The organism is Paractinoplanes aksuensis, assembly GCF_024137025.1.
Lineage (GTDB): Bacteria > Actinomycetota > Actinomycetes > Mycobacteriales > Micromonosporaceae > Actinoplanes > Actinoplanes aksuensis.
This window is the reverse complement of sequence record NZ_JAMYJR010000018.1, coordinates 199,627-215,936: the sequence shown is the minus strand read 5'-3', so window position 1 is coordinate 215,936 and position 16,310 is coordinate 199,627. Positions and strand designations below refer to the sequence as shown.

Sequence of the window (16,310 nt, the reverse complement as noted above, 5' to 3'; positions counted from 1 at the left end):
GGTTGATGCGGAGACCCATGGGTTGCTTCCTCCTTGAGAGGGGTCTGGAGCCGGCCCATCCATGGGGCCGTAGGCGTTACGCCAGTCCGATCGGCGTGTGCCGACGGTTCAAGAGCAGTGTGCGAGATCTCTGCGGTCATTTCCGGCGAATTAGCAGAAACCTGAGCCGATCTCACATGAAACCGGAATGCACCCGATCGGGGGAAATCCCTCAGCGGAGTCGCAGACGTGCCGACGAGTCCGAATGAGCGGGTTCGTCGTGAGGGCGTGCCCGACAGAAGGCGAGACGGAGGACCAGGGTGAGTCTGACCGACCTGGCCAGCGTCCTGTGGCGTTCACGTGAGCTGCTCGAGATGCTGCTGTTCAAGCTCGAGGAGGAGCAGTTGCTCCTCGCGGCCGGCCGGTCGCGCTGGCTCAGCCACGCCACCCGCGAGGTCGAGGTGGTGCTGGAGCAGATCCGGCAGACCGAGGTCATCCGGGCCGCCTACGCGCAGGACGTCGCGGTCGAGCTCGGCCTGCCGCCGGAAGCCTCGCTGGGCGAGCTGGCCGATGCCGCCGCCGCGCCCTGGCAGGACCTGTTGCACCAGCACCGCAAGGCGTTCCTGTTGCTGACCTCCGAGATCAGCGCGCTCGCCGACGTCAACCGAGACCTGCTCACAGCCGGTCAACGCGCAGCCCGCGAAACCATGCTCGCGTTCGCCGAAACTGTGGAAACCTACGGACCGCAGGGCCAGACCGTATCCGGCGGCATCCGCCGCGCCAGCCTGGTGGATGAGGCGATCTGAGATGGCTAGTAGCTTCAGCGGGATCAACACGGCGCTCACTTCGCTCTACGCGCAGCGCCGGGGCCTGGACGTCACGGGCCAGAACATCGCCAACGCGAACACCGAGGGTTACACCAAGCAGCGCGTGCGCATGGCGTCGCAGACCGGCAGCCTGAATCCCGGTGTCTACGCGACGACCACGCAGGTCGGCAACGGCGTGACCGTGGCCGGCGTCGAGCGCGGCCGCAACGCGTACCTGGAGGAGCGGGGTCGCACTGAGCACGCCAACTCCGCGTATCTGGCGTCACAGGCCGCGACCTACGACCAGATCGAAAGCGTGATGGCCGAGCCGAGCGACACCGCGCTGCAGGCCCGCCTGCACGACATGTGGGACGGCTGGAACGACGTCGCCAACAACTGGCAGGACCCGTCGACCCGCTCGTCGCTGCTCGAGAAGAGCCGGACGGTCGCGATCACGTTGAACGACACCCAGGCCTCGCTCTCGAGTCAGTTCGGCGCGAATCGCAACGAGATGAGTGCGTTCGTCGATCAGGTCAACACGATGGCCGACAACATCGCGAAGATGAACAACCAGGTCGTGGTGGCCCGGGCCGCCGGCCTCGAGACGAACGAGCTGCAGGACCAGCGGGACGTCGCCGTCATGAAGCTGTCCGAGCTGGTCGGCGCGACCTCGCTGGCCAAGAACGACGGCTCGATCAACGTCTACGTCGGAACGTCGCCGCTGGTGAGTGACTTCTCCACCCGTAAGCTGGAGCTGACCGGGCCGCCCAACCTCGACTCCTGGGCCGCGAACAACCAGGTCGCGCTCAAGTGGTCGGGCACCGACACGGCCGCCACGGCCGGCGGCACGATGGGTTCGATGCTCGACACGATGAACAACATCATTCCGGGCATCACCAAGCAGCTCGACGATGTGGCCAAGTCGCTGGCGACCAGCGTCAACAACCTGACCACCACGGCGTACGACGTCAACGGCGACCCGGGCACCGCGTTCTTCTCGGGCACGACCGCCCGGGACCTCAAGGTGGCCATCGACGACCCGAACAAGGTCGCCTTCTCGGCCGGCAACCCCAAGGCCGTGCCGCCCGAGGTCGCCGCCATCGACAACGACAAGGCCGACGACCTGGCCGCGCTCGGCACCTCGCAGAGCGGGCCGGACGCGATGTATCAGCAGATGATCGGTCAGCTCGGCGTGGCGTCGCAGGCCTCGTCCCGGCGCAGCGAGATCCAGGACGCCGTACGCGATCAGGTCGACACTTCGCGTGAGGCCGAGTCGGGCGTCAACCTCGATGAGGAGATGACCAACCTGCTGACCTTCCAGCGGGGTTACGAGGCCGCCTCCCGGGTGCTGACCACGATCGACTCCATGCTGGACCAGTTGATCAACCGCACCGGCCTCGTCGGCCGATGAGGGGGATTCGATGACCATTCCCAGCAGGGTCACCGACAGCAGCATGCGGCACCGCATGCTGGGCGACCTCAACCGCAGTATGGCCAAGGGTCAGAAGCTGCAGGAACAGATCTCCAGCGGCAAGCAGCTCAGCCGGCCTTCCGACTCTCCAACCGGGACAGTCACGTCGTTGCAGCTGCGCGGCGAGCTGCGCGCGACCCAGCAGAACGCGCGCAACGCGGACGACGGGCTGGGCTGGCTCGGCACCATTCAGGACAAGCTCGGCGACGCGTCGGGGCAGATCATCCGCGCCCGCGATCTGACCGTGCAGGGTCTCAGCTCGGCCAACAACGCCTCGGCCCGAAACGCGATCGCCGTCGAGATCGACAACATCCGCCAGTCGATGATCGGCGAGGCCAACACCAAGTATCTGGGCCGGCCGGTTTTCGGCGGGACCACCCCGGGCGCGGTGGCGTACGACGACACCGGCAAGTACGTCGGCAACGACGGGCAGACCACCCGCACGGTCGGACCGAACGCCAAGGTCCGGATCGACACGACCGGCGCCGAGGCGTTCGGTGCGGAAGGAAGCGACACTCAGCTCTTCAAGGTGCTGAGCGACATTTCCAACGCTCTTCGCGACAACGACGACGCGGCGCTGAACACCGCGTTGGGCAACATCGATACGGCCCACGATTTACTAAAGTCCACCCTTTCGGACGTTGGCGCCCGATATAATCGGATTACGCAGATGAAGCAGTCCGCTGATGACCATTTGCTCTCCGTGACGTCGCAGCTGTCCGACATCGAAGACGTCGACCTGCCCAAGGCGATCATGGAATTGCAGATCCAGCAGACGTCTTATCAGGCCGCCCTGGCCGCCTCGGCCAAGGTGATCCAGCCCTCGCTCATCGATTTCCTGAGGTGACCATGACTACTCGCACCGCGTCCCGCACGATTGAGGACACCATGATCGACCCGTCGCTGGGCCTGCCGACCATCACGATGGCGGTTCCCATGCCCGGCTTCCCGGCCCACCGGGAGTTCGTCCTGGTGCGGCTCAACGAAGACGGCCTGCTCTACGCGTTCACGTCCACTGAGGACCCCGACCTGCGCTTCCTCGTCGCGCCGCCGGAGCCCTTCTTCCCGGACTACGCGCCCGAGCTCGAGGCCGACGTCTTCGCCGCGCTCAACACGAAGGACCCGGACCGGCTGCTGCTGCTGACCGTCATCACGGCCGGCAGCAACGAGACCACGGCCAACCTGATGGCGCCCATCGTGGTCGACCGCGACACCATGCGGGCCATGCAGGTCGTGCTGAGCGGTTCGGGGTTCCCCGTCCGCGCGGTCATGAACCCGGTCTACTGACGTCCGGCGGGCGCGGTCGCCGTCCGGTGGCCGCGTCCGGTTCGCGATGCTGTCCGTCCACGGATGGAGGAGGGCACCGACGATGCTCGTACTGACCCGGCGCTCGGGCGAGAGCGTGATGATCGGCGACACCGTCGTCATCACCGTGCTCGAGGCGCGCGGCGACGTTATCCGGCTGGGCATTCAGGCTCCGCGTGACGTTCAGGTGCATCGCGAAGAGGTGTACCGGGAGCTGCAAGCATCCAACCGAGAGGCCGCTTCGCCCACCCAGGACGAGGTGCGGGCGGTCAGCAAGATGCTGCAACCACCGACCACATCGGACTGAAGGTTGTTCCGAACGCCCCGTCGCCGGTCGACGGGGCGTTCGTCTTTTCCCGATTTGCCGGAAACACACCCCTCGCACCGGAAGAACTGAAAAATGTTCATAACCGCGCATTGCGGGCCAGTACCGGCGTTCAAGGGGGATCGATGTCGCGATTGGCGCAACTAGGCATTGCCAAACGGCTCGGCCTGATCGTTCTCATGGGTGCCCTGATGCTGGGGGCGCTGGCCGCGGTCACGCTGGTGAGCCAGAACCAGCTGGCCGCGCAGGCCGACCGGGTCTCCAAGCTGCAGGCCGGCCTGGCCGCGCTCAACCACCTCGACACCCGGCAGAGCGAGCTCAAGGTGGACGCCAACCGGGCCGCCCTGGGCGAGGACGTCAGCCAGGACGTGATCGACGACGTGCAGTCGTCCACCGAGGCGGCCGACGCCGTGGTCGCGGCCGGGCTGCCGGAGGACATGGCCGCGACCTTCGCCCAGAGCCGGCCCGACTTCGTCGACTTCGGCACGTTCATCAGCGAATTCGTCGCCGCGGCGGCCGACGACCCGGCGTCGGTCCGGGGCCGGACGGGGGAGATCTCCGAGCGTAACAACAAGACCGACGACGTCCTCGGTGGGCTGGTCGACCAGGTCGGGGCCGCGGTCGACATCGAGAAGGCCGACATGGCGACCACGGTCAGCCGCACCCGCACGACGTCGATCGTGATCGCGCTGGCCGGTCTGGCTCTGCTGATCGGCCTGGCCGTCCCGCTGGCCCGCTCGATCCTGGTGCCGGTGCGCCAGCTCGGCGCCGTCATCGACGCGCTGGCCCGGGGCGACCTGACCAACCGCAGCGGCATCACGAGCCGCGACGAGCTGGGCCGGATGGCGGCCGGGCTCGACGGCGCGCTGGAGTCGATCCGCGGTTCGCTGACCACGATCGGGCGGGACGCCGACGCCCTGGCCGGCGCGGCCGGCGAGTTGTCCTCGGTCGCGGCCCAGATCGCCGAGGCGGCCCAGCGCACCGACCGGCAGTCCGCGTCGGCGGCCACCGAGGCCGACGAGATCTCGCGCAACGTGCAGACGGTGGCGGCCGGCGCCGAGGAGATGGGACTGGCCATCCGCGAGATCTCGCGCAACACCAGCGAATCGGCCCAGATCGCGTCGGTGGCCGTGTCCGAGGCCGCCCGGGCCACCGAGACCGTCCGTCAGCTCGGCGACTCCTCGGCCGAGATCGGCAACGTCATCAAGCTGATCACCTCGATCGCCGAGCAGACCAACCTGCTCGCGCTGAACGCCACCATCGAGGCTGCCCGCGCCGGTGAGGCCGGTAAGGGCTTCGCCGTGGTCGCCAGCGAGGTCAAGGACCTGGCCCAGGAGACCGCCCGCGCCACCGAGGACATCGGCACCCGCGTCGCCGCCATCCAGCAGGACACCGGCGGCGCGGTCGAGGTCATCTCCCGCATCAGCGAGGTCATCGGCCAGATCAACGACTTCCAGACCACCATCGCCTCCGCCGTCGAGCAACAGACCGCGACGACCGGGGAGATGAGCCGCAGCATCGCCGAGGTGGCCAACGGCTCGGCCCGCATCGCCACCAACATCTCGGACGTCTCGTCGGCCAGCGCCGAGGCCGTCCGCGGCGTCGAGCAGACCCGCACGGCCTCCGACGGCGTGGCCCACACCGCCGACGAGCTGCGCAGCCTGGTCAGCGCCTTCCGGCTGTGAGCCCGCGCACCCGATCTGCACCGGCCCGTAACCAGGGCTGACAACACCGCGACCCCATGCTCGTGGTCAGACGGGAGGAGCCCGTCGGGCATCAGGCGGGGAGAGACAGTGAGCGCGGAGCGGGAATCAGTCATCGGTGCGGTCGCCACCGTCGACGCACTGGATCTGTCCACCGATGCCCACGTGCACACCGGCTTCTCGGCCGGGCGTGACGCGGTCGGTGTGGTCGTCTCGGCCGCGGACCGGGCCGGGCTCGCCGCCGTCACGTTCGCCGACCAGGTCGGCCCGGACTCCACCTGGCTCGGCGCCTACGCCGACTCGGTGCGCCGGGCCCGGCGGCGTACGGAGATGCGCCTGCGCATCGCGGCCGAGGTCGAGGTCGTCCGCCCGGACGGCTGGCTCGCCCTGCCGCCCGACCTGGGTCACCTCGAGATCCTCTCGGTCGCCGTGTCCGCCCTGCCGCTGCCCGCCGGTCCGGCCGGTCCGCGCGAGGTGCGGGCGATGCTGACCGCCGGCGCGCTCACCGCCGGCCAGGTCGCCGAGACGCTGGTGACCGCGACCGCGCGGGGCCTCGACCGAGCCTCGCGCTACGCGCCGACCCAGCTCGCCCGCCCGCTCAGCCTGCTCGCCGAGGCCGGCCTGGACGACGCCGTGCTGTCGGCCGACCTGGTCCACGCCCTGGCCGCCGCCTGCCGCGAGACCGGCACCGTGGTCGAGGTCAGCGAGGCCTGGCGGTCACCCTCGCCCCGGGTTCTGGCCCAGCTGCGTGCGGCGGGGGTGATCCTGGTCCCCGCGAGTGACGCCCGGTACGCGACCGAGGTCGGCCAGTGGCAGTACGTCCGCCGGGTCTGAGCGAAACGGGACGCTGCTCGTAGTCGCCTCCGTACTCTCAGTCATGCCGAAGTCACCACGCGCAGGCATGGGAGAGAAGCGATGAGTATGGTTCAGCAGGCCATCGAGGTCAGTGCACCGGTACACACGGTGTACGAGCAACTCGCCGCGTTCGAGAACTACCCACAGTTCATGAGCGGCGTCCAGCAGGTCACCTCGATCGGCAACGACCGCACCCACTGGATCATGGACGTCGAGGGCAAGCGCCGCGAGTTCGACGCCCAGTTCACCGAGCGCTCGATGGACGAGCGGGTCGCCTGGACCTGCACCGACGGGCCGCTGCTGGCCGAGACCATCACGCTGCGGCCCATGGGCGAGACCAAGACCCAGGTGGTCGCCCAGCTCGAGGCCGACATCGCCTTCCTCATGCCGAACGACCGGCACGGCCAGGCCTCCCTCAACAAGCGCCTGAAGGCCGACCTGACCGCCTTCAAGGGCCTGGTCGAGAGCGGCGTCAGCACCAAGAAGCCGGCCCCGCCGGTGCCGAGCCCGGCCGCGGTCGCCGCCCGGGCCCGCAACCGCGCCCACCCCGGCGCCGGCTGGGGGACCAGCGCGGGCGAGCACAGCAACGCCAGCCGGGTCGACCTGCCGTACCACGGGATGACCGCGTCCACGATGGCGACCAACGTCGACATCACCAGCGCCCCCGGCATCCGCAGCGCGCACGACCTCGACGACGTGCTCGCCCCCGGTCGCCGCGTCGCCGCCACCGGACCGATCAGCGGCGGCCCGGCCGCCGGGGCCAGCGCCAAGATGGGTGGTCGCACCACGGGCCGCGACGCCTGGGGCGACGGCATGATCAACGAAGAGGACCGCGGCAGCGCCCACGATCTGTAGCAGTCACCAGGGCGGCCGGCTCGGCATCGGGCCGGCCGCTTCCAGGGTCACGACCAGACGGGCGCCCCGCGGGACGGCGTGCTCGTAGCGGATCGTCCCGCCGTTGGCCTCGACCAGGTGGCGGACGATGAACAGCCCCAGGCCGGCGCCGCGGGCGAAGCGGCCGAACAGCGTCGGCAACAGGTCCTCGGCGATGCCGGGCCCGTGGTCGCGCACGACCACCTCGACCTGCTCGCCGTGCCGGGCCGCGCTGACGATCACGGGCTTCCCGCCGTACGCCAAAGCGTTGTTGACCAGATTTTGCAGCACCACCTGCACATGGCCGCGGTCGGCCAGCACCGATTCGTCACCGATCTCGACGTCGATCTCCCCGGGCGCGACCGCCTCGGCGATCTCCTTCAGGGGTACGGGATTCCGCCGCGCCGTGACCGAGCCGGTGTCCAGCCGGAACAGCAGCTGAAGATCGTTCATCATCTTGATCAGGCGCTGCGTGTTCTTGTCGATCTTCGTGGCCAGTTCGAGTCGCAGGTCCTCGGGCAGGTCGTCCCAGTCCGAGCGCAACAGTTCGGCCAGGCTGGCGATCGAGCTGATGGGCTGCGCGACGTCGTGCGTCAGCATCGACGTGAGGTCGTTCTTGAAGGTCAGCGCCGCCTCGAGATTCGCGTGCGCGGTGCGCAGTTGGGCGGCTTCCGCCCGCAGTCGGGCGGCTTCGTCGCGGGCGGCATCCAGCGCCGGCCCGGCCGGAACGAGAGCAGCCGCCGGAACGGCGGAAGGGCCGTCCGGCGGATCACCTCGGAGTGATCTGAGCAGGACCGCGATACCCAGGGTGATCGCGGCTCCGGTGCCCCCGGCGATCAGCCAGGGAAGTCTGCCCAGATCACGCGCCGCATGCTGCACGTAATCCCCTCAATAACTGAGGAAACGAGCATAACGCGACGCAAGCGTGTCAAGCGGTCACTTTCCGGCCCACTCGAAACCGTCCTCGAGGGCGATGCGCTCGCCGACCCGCAGGATGTCCTCGCTGTGCCGGTTGGCGTGGTGGCCGCAGAACGCCAGCTCGCCACCGCTGGTCAGCGTGACCACCAGCTTGGCGGCGGCGCTGCAACGGTCGCAACGCTCGGTCATCGCGGCAACGGTGGTGATCTCGGGCGACAGCAGGCTGGACATATCGCACTCCTTGCTCAGTGGCGGTGTGTAGCGGTACTCCGTGTTGATCGGCTCCGCGCCACACCGCTTTAGCTGTTCTCTTCGATCTTCCAGGGCACTCCTACGGCCCTGGAGGCGTTGCAACCCAGGTGCAACCGGGCCACTCCACACCTTCCCTCAACCAGTTGCGAGCATGCGTATTCCAACGGGTGATCTGGGCGACCGGCAACGCTCCCCGGCCCGGGATGGGCAAAGGCCGGACCGTGCAACCTCCTGCGGTTAGCGTGAGAGCGCGAACCGGCACGGAATGTGACATCACACCGGGAGGATCCATGTCGCAGGCGCCCGCACCCGAGACCCGGCCCACGGTCCTGGTCGTCGACGACGAAGAGGACCTACGCGACATCATGCGCCGGATGCTCGAGCGCCGCGGCTTCGCCACCCTGATCGCCGGCGACTCGCAACAGGCCATCACCGCCTGCCGGGAGCATCCGGGCGACATCGACATCCTGGTCACCGACCTCGGGCTGCCCGGCGTCTCGGGCGGCGAGCTGTCCCGGTCGGCGACCCAGCTGCGGCCCGAGATGAGCGTGGTCTACATCTCGGGGCTGCCCAAGGAGATCGCCGTGGCCGACGGCCTCATCGGCGAGGACGCGCTGCTGGTGAAGAAGCCGTTCAGCAGCGAACTGCTCGTTCAGACGCTGCGCTCGGTGCTCGGCGACTGACTCCGAGGCTCCCGACCCGCACCTGACCGATCACCCGCACGGCACCTGTCACCCGGGAATCTGGGTGGCAGACGTTACTCGCCCCCCTGGGGGCCGGGCCGGTCCGCTGCGGAGGACCGGCCCGGCCTCGACTTCTTCAATCAGGCCAGGGCAGCGTCAGTTCGCCCAGCTTCCAGCGGGCCGGGCCGTCGAGCACCGGCCAGCCCTCGTCGCGCATCCGCCGGGCGGTGGCCAGCCAGCGTTGCCGCGGCCCGAACGGGGTCGCCTCGGTCTCCCACGCGCGGCCCAGCGCCTTCAGCAGCTCGTGCACCGGCTCGCCCGGCACGTTGTGGTGGATCAGGGCCTTGGGCAGCCGCTCGGCGAACGTCGCCGGATGGTCCAGATCGGACAACCGGGCGGAAAACGTCAGTGTGCTCGGTGCCCCGCCCTCGACCACCGTCCACGTCGCTATCCGGCCCAGCTCGTCGCAGGTGCCCTCGACCAGCACGGCGCCGGTCGCGGTCATCGCCGTCCAGGCCGCGGCCACCTCGTCCTCGGCATACTGGCGGAGCACGTTGAACGCGCGCACCACCGCCGGGCGCAGGCCGGCCAGCTCGAAACCACCCCGCCGGAACTCCAGGCGCGGGGGGTCGGCGTGGGGCTGGGCGGCCGAGACCCGTACGGGATCGATCTCGAGACCGACGACCGTGACATCCGGGCGCACGGCCGCGGCCAGCCGGGCCCGCAACTCGACCGCGGTGACCGGAGTGGCGCCGTAGCCGAGATCGACCACGACCGGGGCCCCGGCCCGCCGCAGCAGATCACCACACCGGTACGCGATGTAGTTGTCGACGCGGCGCAGCCGGTTGGGATTGGTCGTCCCCCGGGTGATGGCGCCGACCGGCCGCACGCCTACTTCTCCCGGTAGACCTTGTGCTGGGCGGCCTGCGCGATCGGGCGCACCACGATCCGGTCGAGGTTGACGTGGTGCGGCCGGGTCGCGGCGAACGCGATGATGTCGGCGATGTCGTCGGCCACCAGCGGCTCTCGCACCCCGTCGTAGATCGCGTCGGCCTTGGTCTGGTCGCCGCCGAAGCGCTTGAGCGAGAACTCGTCGGTGCGCACCATGCCCGGGTCGACCTCGACGACGCGTACGGGCTTACCCGACAACTCGAGCCGCAGGGTGCCGACCAGGGCGTTCTGGGCGTGCTTGGCCGCCGTGTAACCGCCGCCGCCCTCGTACACGGTGAAGCCCGCGGTCGAACCGACCGTCACGATCGTCCCGTTCCCGCTCGCCACCAGGGTCGGCAGCAGGGCCTGGGTGACCCGCAGGGTGCCGAGCACGTTCACGTCGTACATCGCCTGCCAGTCGGCGGCCGAGCCGGACTCGACCGGATCGAGGCCGACCGCCCCGCCCGCGTTGTTGACCAGCAACGTCACCGGCCCGCCGAGCGCGGTCACCGCCGCCGCCAGGGCCGCCACCGACTCGTCGGACGTGACGTCGCACTCGACCGCGGTCGCGGCCGGGCCGATCTCTTTCGTCAGCTCGGCCAGCCGGTCGGTGCGCCGGGCCGCCGCCACGACATGGAACCCCTCGGTGGCGAGCCGGCGGGCGGTCGCCGCCCCGATGCCGCTCGACGCACCCGTGACCACAGCGATGTTCTGCATGACCCCATCCTTCCCGATGAGATGAGTCACCCCCGGGTGACGGGATTGTGGTTCGGAGCACCTGGGCGGGGAAGATTAATGACAGCGCAACAATCCCCATGTCAGGAGTCCAGGAGGAACCACCGTGGCAGAATGGCCGACCCCCCGGCGCATCGCCACCCTCTCGGTTCACACGTCCCCGCTCGAGCAGCCGGGCACCGGCGACGCCGGCGGCATGAACGTGTACATCGTCGAGGTCAGCAAGCGGCTCGCCCGCCTCGGCGTCGAGGTCGAGATCTTCACCCGGTCCACCCGCAGCGACCTGCCCCCGCGGGTCGAGATGGCCCCCGGGGTGACCGTCCGGCACGTGACCTCCGGGCCGTTCGAGGGCCTCTCCAAGGAAGAGCTGCCGGCTCAGCTGTGCGCCTTCACCAACGGCGTGCTGCGGGCCGAGGCGGCGCACCCGCCGGGCCGCTACGACCTGATCCACTCGCACTACTGGCTCTCGGGCCAGGTCGGCTGGCTGGCCCGGGAGCGCTGGGGCGTGCCTCACGTGCACACCGCGCACACGCTGGCCAAGGTCAAGAACAGGCTGATCGCGGCCGGTGACCGGCCCGAGCCCAAGGCCCGGGTGATCGGCGAGGAACAGGTGATCGCCGAGTCCGACCGGCTGGTCGCCAACACCCGCTTCGAGGCGCAAGATCTGGTTGCCTACTACGACGCCGCCCCGGACAGGGTCACCGTCGTCCAGCCCGGCGTCGACCTCGAGCGGTTCCGCCCCGGTGTTCGCGACCGTTCCCGATTCGGCCTGCCCGAGCGGGGCAAGGTCATCGCCTTCGTCGGCCGGATCCAGCCGCTCAAGGCGCCCGATGTGCTGATCTCGGCCCTGGCCCGGATGCGCGAACCGGACACCATGCTGGTCATCTGTGGCGGGCCGAGTGGCTCCGGGCTCGAGCGGCCGTCCGCGCTCATCGAGCTGGCCGAATCGCTCGGGGTCAGCGACTCCGTGGTCTTCCTGCCGCCGCAGGACGGGGCCGGGCTGGCCGCGCTGTACCGCAGTGCCGACCTGGTCGCCGTCCCCTCCTACAACGAGTCGTTCGGGTTGGTCGCTCTGGAGGCCCAAGCTTGCGGTACGCCGGTGGTGGCGGCCGCCGTGGGCGGGCTCGTGACGGCCGTACGGGACGGGTTGAGCGGGGTTCTGGTCGACGGCCACGACGCTGAGGAGTGGGCGCGGGTGCTCGACGACCTGCTCGCCTCACCGTCCTTGCGGCGCGAGCTGTCGGCCGGCGCGGTCGCGCACGCCGCCGACTTCTCGTGGGACCGCACTGCCGAAAATCTGGTGCAGGTCTACCGTGAGGCGGTGACCGAGCACCGCGCGTTGATCGCGAAGCGCCTGGAGACGTACGTATGGTGACCGACCTGATCGAGAAGGCGCTCACCGACCGTGAACTCGAATGGGAGTCCACCGGTCCCGGCGCGTACGTGGTGACGCTGCCCGGCACCCACAAGCTCAAGACGGCGTGCAACCTGATCGTCGGCGAGCACGCGCTGCGCATCGAGGCGTTCGTGATGCGCCGCCCCGACGAACGGCACGAGGAACTGTGGGCGTGGCTGTTGAGGCGCAACGCCCGCATGTACGGGGTGTCGTTCTCGATCGATGCGGCCGGGGACGTGTACCTGACCGGGCGGGTGTCGCTGAGCGGCCTCGACGAGGACGAGCTCGACCGGCTGCTGGGCGTCGTGCTGACGTACGCCGACGAGTCGTTCGACACGATGCTCGAGATCGGCTTCGGTTCGTCCATCACGCGCGAGTGGGAATGGCGCGTGAAGCGGGGCGAGTCGGTGGCCAATCTGCAGGCGTTCAAACACCTCGCCCCGACGGAGGATTCGTCCTCTTAGCCGTATCGGCGCTTCCTCCCCCGGGGTAGCTCTCCGGTGATCGGAAATTGCCGATGAACAAAAGGTGAAGTCCGCCGCTGCCTCCGCCCGTCCGGCGACGACGTCGGCCGGTAGTGGCAGCTGGGCCGCTTCATCTACCAGGAGCGCCGACTTCCAGCTCGACCACCCCGACGAATGGCGAAAGTCCGGACTGCCGCTTTTGTCCGCCCCAAATGTGGGACAGGTCATCCGCCGATCGGCCAATAGTGGGTGACTGTGATGGTGCAGACAGATGGCGGACAGCCAGTTGGCTTGTCTGCCTTGACTGCCCCAACTAGCGTAATCAATGGACGTCGGACCGTTAGTTCGGGGAACTGGTTGATCGGCAACGATCGCCGCGGCCGGCGTTTGGGGACGGGTGGCATATGCCGTTGGGGGACGGCGCGACCCGAGACCGGCGGTTAGTGCGGGCGACGCCTATGGGGATGGGCGTCGTCCGCCGCCGCCGGTGCCAACGGACGACCCACGGGTCGTCTTTTTTTTTGTTGCCTGGTGCCGTCCGGTCGTGCCGATCTGTGGACGCCTTGGGCCTGTGGACGAGCAGACGTTGCCTGCGCAGCTTCTCGTCAGCTGACCGGGGCGCACGACCTGCTGCTGAGCGGGCGTGACCAGACGCCCTGTGGATAAGACCCGGACCCGATTTGACGTCGCGTACTGTCACCACCTCTTCCCAAGGGCGGGCGGGGGAGGCGGTGGCACCCCGGAAGATCAGCGGCCTTGAGGCCGGGATCGGGGTGCTGATGTCAGCGCACGTCGGCGGTGGCTGAAGTTTCGGAACGGATCGCGGCCGCCCGGCGCTCTCGCGGGGGGCCTGCCAGGAGGTGCAGGGCGGCGGCGACTGCGCCCACGGCGCCGACTGCGAACCAGTGCGCGTTGCCGAGGTATTGCAGGCCGGCTCCGCCCAGTGTCGGGGCCAGGAACGATGCGGCGGGGAACGTCAAGAAGAACACTGCCTGGTAGCGGCCACGCAGGGCCAGCGGGGCCAGTTCGGAGTTGATCTCGGCGTTGGGGGGTGCGGCCAGCATGCTGCCGAGCGTCCAGATCACGGCTGCCGTCAGGTAGAGGGCCGCGTGGTCGGCTGCGGCCAGGACCGTGAAGCCGGCGCCGTTGAGGAGCAGGGCCAGGGCCAGTACGCGGGCCTTGCGGCGGCCGTCGATCAGGCGGGGGACGAAGAGTTGGCCCAGCACGATCATCGCGCCCCCGAGGGCGACCACTGAGCCGTAGGCGGCCGGGCTCAAACCGTCCGCCTGCATGGCCAGGGGCACGATCGTGCTCGCCTGTGTGTAGATCAGGGCCTGCAGCAGGGTCAGCCCGACGAAGACCAGGAAGATCCGGTCGGTCAGCACCGTCCCGAGCCCGCCCGGCCTGCGAGACGCCGACTGGGAAGCGCCGACAGGGGCAGCAGCGGAAGCGCCGACAGAGGCAGCGGAAGCGCCGACAGGGGCAGCAGCGGAAGCGCCGGTAAAGGCAGCGGCGGAAGCGCCGGTAGAGGCAGCGTCGGCCGGAACGCCGGCGGGGGCGGCGGGAGAAGCAGGTGCAGCGGCCGAGCTGGGAGCGGAGGCGGAGGAGTCCGATGCGAGGGCCGTGGTCCGCCGCAGCGTTTCGGGGACTTTGCGGGCTATCAGCAAGCCCGTGGCCAGTGTGCAGGCGGCGTCGATCAGGAACAGGCCCTGGTAGCTCCATTGGGCGAGCAGGCCGGCCAGCAGCGACGCTCCGGCCAGACCCAGATTCAGCGCCCAGAACTGCAAGTTGAAGGCCCGCGACCGCTTCTCAGCCGGAGTGACGTCGATGATCGCGGCGACGAAGGCCGGCGCAGCCATCGACTGGGCCACCCCGAGCAGCGCACACAGCACAGCGATCAACGCCAACTGCGCACTGAAAGCCAACGCCACCAGAGCAGCAACCGTGGCGAAATGCGAAACCAACAGCGTGCGCCGCCGTCCCCAGCGGTCGGTGAGGACGCCGCCGGCCAACGTGCCGATCAGCCCGCCGATGCCGTACGTACCGACGATCAGGCCGGCCTGGGCCGTGCCGGCGCCACGCTGGGAGGTCAGGTACAGCGACAGGAACAGGACCGCGAAGCCGCCGACCTTGTTGATCAGCAAGCCGGTCCAGAGGTACCAGTACGTGGCGGAGAGGCCGCCGGCCGTGTCACGCAGCCATGCCCGCACGGGCCGCACTCCCTATTGGCAACCTTCTTGACAGTGGCGAGACTAGCGCGTGGGGAGCTTCGCGGGCGGGTCGGCCACCGGCTCGGCGATGGCGGGAACGTCGGCGATGGGCTCGGGGAGGGCCGGAGCGCTGCTCAGAGTAGAGATGCGTCGCCGACGACTCGGTCCGGCCAACAGGTGGCCCATGGCGACCAGCGCGCACACCAGGAAACACCCGATCCACAGAGCCGTGTTGCCCAGGTGCTGCTGAGTGAAGCCGCCGGCGATCGGGGCCAGGGCCGTTCCGGCCGACCACGACAGCGAGTTCAGCCCCTGATAGCGACCCCGCAGCGCGGCCGGGGAGAGCGCGGCCACGGTCGTCGCGTTGCTGGGTGACTGGATCATCTCGCCCAGCGTCCAGATGATCACGCTCAGCGCGAAGAACCAGGACGTGTGGGCCAGCGCGTTGAGCCCGAAGCCGACGCCGATGATCAGGGAGCCCAGGGCCAGCACCCGCGCGGGGTCGCGCTGGTCGATCAGTTTGGGGATGAACAGCTGGCCGACGACGATGAGCACGCCGTTGACCGCGATCACCCAGCCGTACGTCGCGGCCGACAAGCCCTCGGAGGTCATGGCGATCGGCAGCGTCGACAGGTGCTGCATCATGACGACGATGCCGCCGACCGAGATCAGCAGGTACGTGACGAAGACGCGGTCACGGAGCACGGTGATCATGCCGCCGGCCTGTGCCCGGGGCATCCGGGACGCCGTACGGGAAGGGTGGGTCTCTTTGACGAAGATCAGGCAGATCAGGGCGGTGGCCAGGGTGGTGCCCGCGTCGACCACGAAGAGCAGCAGGTAGTCGACCTTGGCGGCGAGGCCGGCCCCGACGGCGGCCAGAGCGAAGCCGAGGTTGATGGCCCAGTAGTTGAGCGAGAAGGCCCGCACCCGGTCGCGGTCGGGCACGACGTCGACCATCATCGCCGAGAAGGCCGGCCGCACCGCCTCGCTGAACAGGCCGAGCAGGAACGTGGCGGCCAGGATCTGTCCGTAGCTCTCGGCCAGGCCGAGCGCGAGCATCAGCGCCGCCGCCCCGAACTGGGCCGTCAGCATCGTGGGTTTGCGGCCCCAGCGGTCGGCCAGCACGCCGCCGACCGTGGTGCCGAGCGCGCCGCCGACGCCGTAGAGGCCGATGACCAGGCCGGCCTGGCTCTGCGTGAAGTGCCGCTCGCTGGTCAGATAAATGGCCAGGAAGATCACCACGAACGAGCCGAGGCGGTTGATCAATGTGCCGGTCCAGAGCAGCCAGAACTGCCGCGGCAGGCCGCCCACGGCCTGGTCGAACCAACTCCGCACCCTGTCCCCCGTAATGAGTGATCACGCTTCCTTCCCTTACAACTTAGGACGTGGCGCAAGCGGGTTTCAA

17 protein-coding genes are annotated in these 16,310 nt (G+C 69.3%); 11 read left to right on the top strand and 6 right to left on the bottom strand.

Translation table 11 applies throughout. From position 1 onward, the window contains the following. The first annotated feature begins 299 nt into the window (after positions 1–299). The 8 genes from M1L60_RS18520 (at position 300) to M1L60_RS18485 (ending at position 7,299) form a co-directional block, all read left to right on the top strand. Positions 300–785, top strand: a complete 486-nt coding sequence (locus M1L60_RS18520; protein WP_253238673.1) for a flagellar protein FlgN — start codon at positions 300–302, stop codon at positions 783–785. Position 786: 1 nt separating this feature from the next. Next, positions 787–2,196: a flagellar hook-associated protein FlgK gene (gene flgK / locus M1L60_RS18515; RefSeq protein WP_253238672.1), complete on the top strand. Its 1,410-nt coding sequence runs from the start codon at positions 787–789 to the stop codon at positions 2,194–2,196. A gap of 10 nt (positions 2,197–2,206) precedes the next feature. Then, positions 2,207–3,103 carry a flagellin N-terminal helical domain-containing protein gene (locus M1L60_RS18510; protein WP_253238671.1) on the top strand — a complete coding sequence of 299 codons (897 nt, stop codon included), beginning with the start codon at positions 2,207–2,209 and terminating at the stop codon, positions 3,101–3,103. Positions 3,104–3,105: 2 nt separating this feature from the next. After that, on the top strand, positions 3,106–3,543 hold the full coding sequence (gene fliW / locus M1L60_RS18505) for a flagellar assembly protein FliW (RefSeq protein ID WP_253238670.1): 438 nt from the start codon (positions 3,106–3,108) through the stop codon (positions 3,541–3,543). An 82-nt stretch (positions 3,544–3,625) separates the two neighbouring features. Continuing rightward, positions 3,626–3,868 (top strand): carbon storage regulator CsrA, encoded by a 243-nt coding sequence (csrA, locus tag M1L60_RS18500; RefSeq protein ID WP_256516644.1) that lies wholly within the window; start codon positions 3,626–3,628, stop codon positions 3,866–3,868. Positions 3,869–4,011: 143 nt separating this feature from the next. Continuing rightward, a complete protein-coding gene (locus M1L60_RS18495; protein WP_253238669.1) occupies positions 4,012–5,571 on the top strand; it encodes a methyl-accepting chemotaxis protein in 1,560 nt (519 codons plus the stop codon). 108 nt (positions 5,572–5,679) lie between these two features. After that, positions 5,680–6,423 carry a hydrolase gene (locus M1L60_RS18490; protein WP_253238668.1) on the top strand — a complete coding sequence of 248 codons (744 nt, stop codon included), beginning with the start codon at positions 5,680–5,682 and terminating at the stop codon, positions 6,421–6,423. 81 nt (positions 6,424–6,504) lie between these two features. After that, positions 6,505–7,299: an SRPBCC family protein gene (locus M1L60_RS18485; RefSeq protein WP_253238667.1), complete on the top strand. Its 795-nt coding sequence runs from the start codon at positions 6,505–6,507 to the stop codon at positions 7,297–7,299. Between the two features lie 3 nt (positions 7,300–7,302). On the opposite strand, the gene M1L60_RS18480 is transcribed toward M1L60_RS18485, so the two are convergent. Both M1L60_RS18480 and M1L60_RS18475 read right to left on the bottom strand, forming a co-directional pair. After that, the gene (locus M1L60_RS18480; RefSeq protein WP_253238666.1) at positions 7,303–8,196 is read right to left on the bottom strand and encodes a sensor histidine kinase; all 894 of its coding nucleotides are present in this window, start codon (positions 8,194–8,196) and stop codon (positions 7,303–7,305) included. Positions 8,197–8,253: 57 nt separating this feature from the next. Then, a complete protein-coding gene (locus M1L60_RS18475; protein ID WP_253238665.1) occupies positions 8,254–8,466 on the bottom strand; it encodes a DUF7455 domain-containing protein in 213 nt (70 codons plus the stop codon). Positions 8,467–8,777: 311 nt separating this feature from the next. Between M1L60_RS18475 and M1L60_RS18470 the strand changes: the two genes are divergently transcribed. Then, on the top strand, positions 8,778–9,170 hold the full coding sequence (locus M1L60_RS18470) for a response regulator (protein WP_253238664.1): 393 nt from the start codon (positions 8,778–8,780) through the stop codon (positions 9,168–9,170). 136 nt (positions 9,171–9,306) lie between these two features. Here the strand turns inward: M1L60_RS18470 and M1L60_RS18465 are convergent, their stop codons facing one another. After that, entirely contained in the window at positions 9,307–10,059 is a 753-nt protein-coding gene (locus M1L60_RS18465; protein WP_253238663.1) for a class I SAM-dependent methyltransferase, read from the bottom strand. Between the two features lie 2 nt (positions 10,060–10,061). Then, the gene (locus M1L60_RS18460) at positions 10,062–10,817 is read right to left on the bottom strand and encodes an SDR family oxidoreductase (protein WP_253238662.1); all 756 of its coding nucleotides are present in this window, start codon (positions 10,815–10,817) and stop codon (positions 10,062–10,064) included. A 124-nt stretch (positions 10,818–10,941) separates the two neighbouring features. On the opposite strand from M1L60_RS18460, the gene mshA reads away from it, so the two are divergent. Further along, positions 10,942–12,210, top strand: coding sequence for a D-inositol-3-phosphate glycosyltransferase (gene mshA, locus M1L60_RS18455; RefSeq protein ID WP_253238661.1), 1,269 nt, complete (start codon positions 10,942–10,944; stop codon positions 12,208–12,210). Then, positions 12,204–12,695, top strand: a complete 492-nt coding sequence (locus M1L60_RS18450; RefSeq protein ID WP_253238660.1) for a type III secretion system chaperone family protein — start codon at positions 12,204–12,206, stop codon at positions 12,693–12,695. The genes mshA and M1L60_RS18450 overlap by 7 nt, the downstream gene beginning before the upstream one ends. A gap of 782 nt (positions 12,696–13,477) precedes the next feature. Here M1L60_RS18450 and M1L60_RS18445 read toward each other — a convergent pair. Then, complete coding sequence (locus tag M1L60_RS18445; RefSeq protein WP_438862127.1) at positions 13,478–14,905, bottom strand: MFS transporter; 1,428 nt, start codon at positions 14,903–14,905, stop codon at positions 13,478–13,480. Positions 14,906–14,947: 42 nt separating this feature from the next. Next, complete coding sequence (locus M1L60_RS18440; RefSeq protein ID WP_253238658.1) at positions 14,948–16,240, bottom strand: MDR family MFS transporter; 1,293 nt, start codon at positions 16,238–16,240, stop codon at positions 14,948–14,950. Positions 16,241–16,310 lie beyond the last annotated feature (70 nt).

Bases quoted from the DNA above. Each gene is read 5' to 3' on its own strand.
- flgK (WP_253238672.1), top strand. From the start codon at position 787: ATGGCTAGTAGCTTCAGCGGGATCAACACGGCGCTCACTTCGCTCTAC.
- M1L60_RS18510 (WP_253238671.1), top strand. From the start codon at position 2,207: ATGACCATTCCCAGCAGGGTCACCGACAGCAGCATGCGGCACCGCATG.
- fliW (WP_253238670.1), top strand. From the start codon at position 3,106: ATGACTACTCGCACCGCGTCCCGCACGATTGAGGACACCATGATCGAC.
- csrA (WP_256516644.1), top strand. From the start codon at position 3,626: ATGCTCGTACTGACCCGGCGCTCGGGCGAGAGCGTGATGATCGGCGAC.
- M1L60_RS18495 (WP_253238669.1), top strand. From the start codon at position 4,012: ATGTCGCGATTGGCGCAACTAGGCATTGCCAAACGGCTCGGCCTGATC.
- M1L60_RS18485 (WP_253238667.1), top strand. From the start codon at position 6,505: ATGAGTATGGTTCAGCAGGCCATCGAGGTCAGTGCACCGGTACACACG.
- M1L60_RS18475 (WP_253238665.1), bottom strand. From the start codon at position 8,466: ATGTCCAGCCTGCTGTCGCCCGAGATCACCACCGTTGCCGCGATGACC.
- M1L60_RS18470 (WP_253238664.1), top strand. From the start codon at position 8,778: ATGTCGCAGGCGCCCGCACCCGAGACCCGGCCCACGGTCCTGGTCGTC.
- M1L60_RS18460 (WP_253238662.1), bottom strand. From the start codon at position 10,817: ATGCAGAACATCGCTGTGGTCACGGGTGCGTCGAGCGGCATCGGGGCG.
- M1L60_RS18450 (WP_253238660.1), top strand. From the start codon at position 12,204: ATGGTGACCGACCTGATCGAGAAGGCGCTCACCGACCGTGAACTCGAA.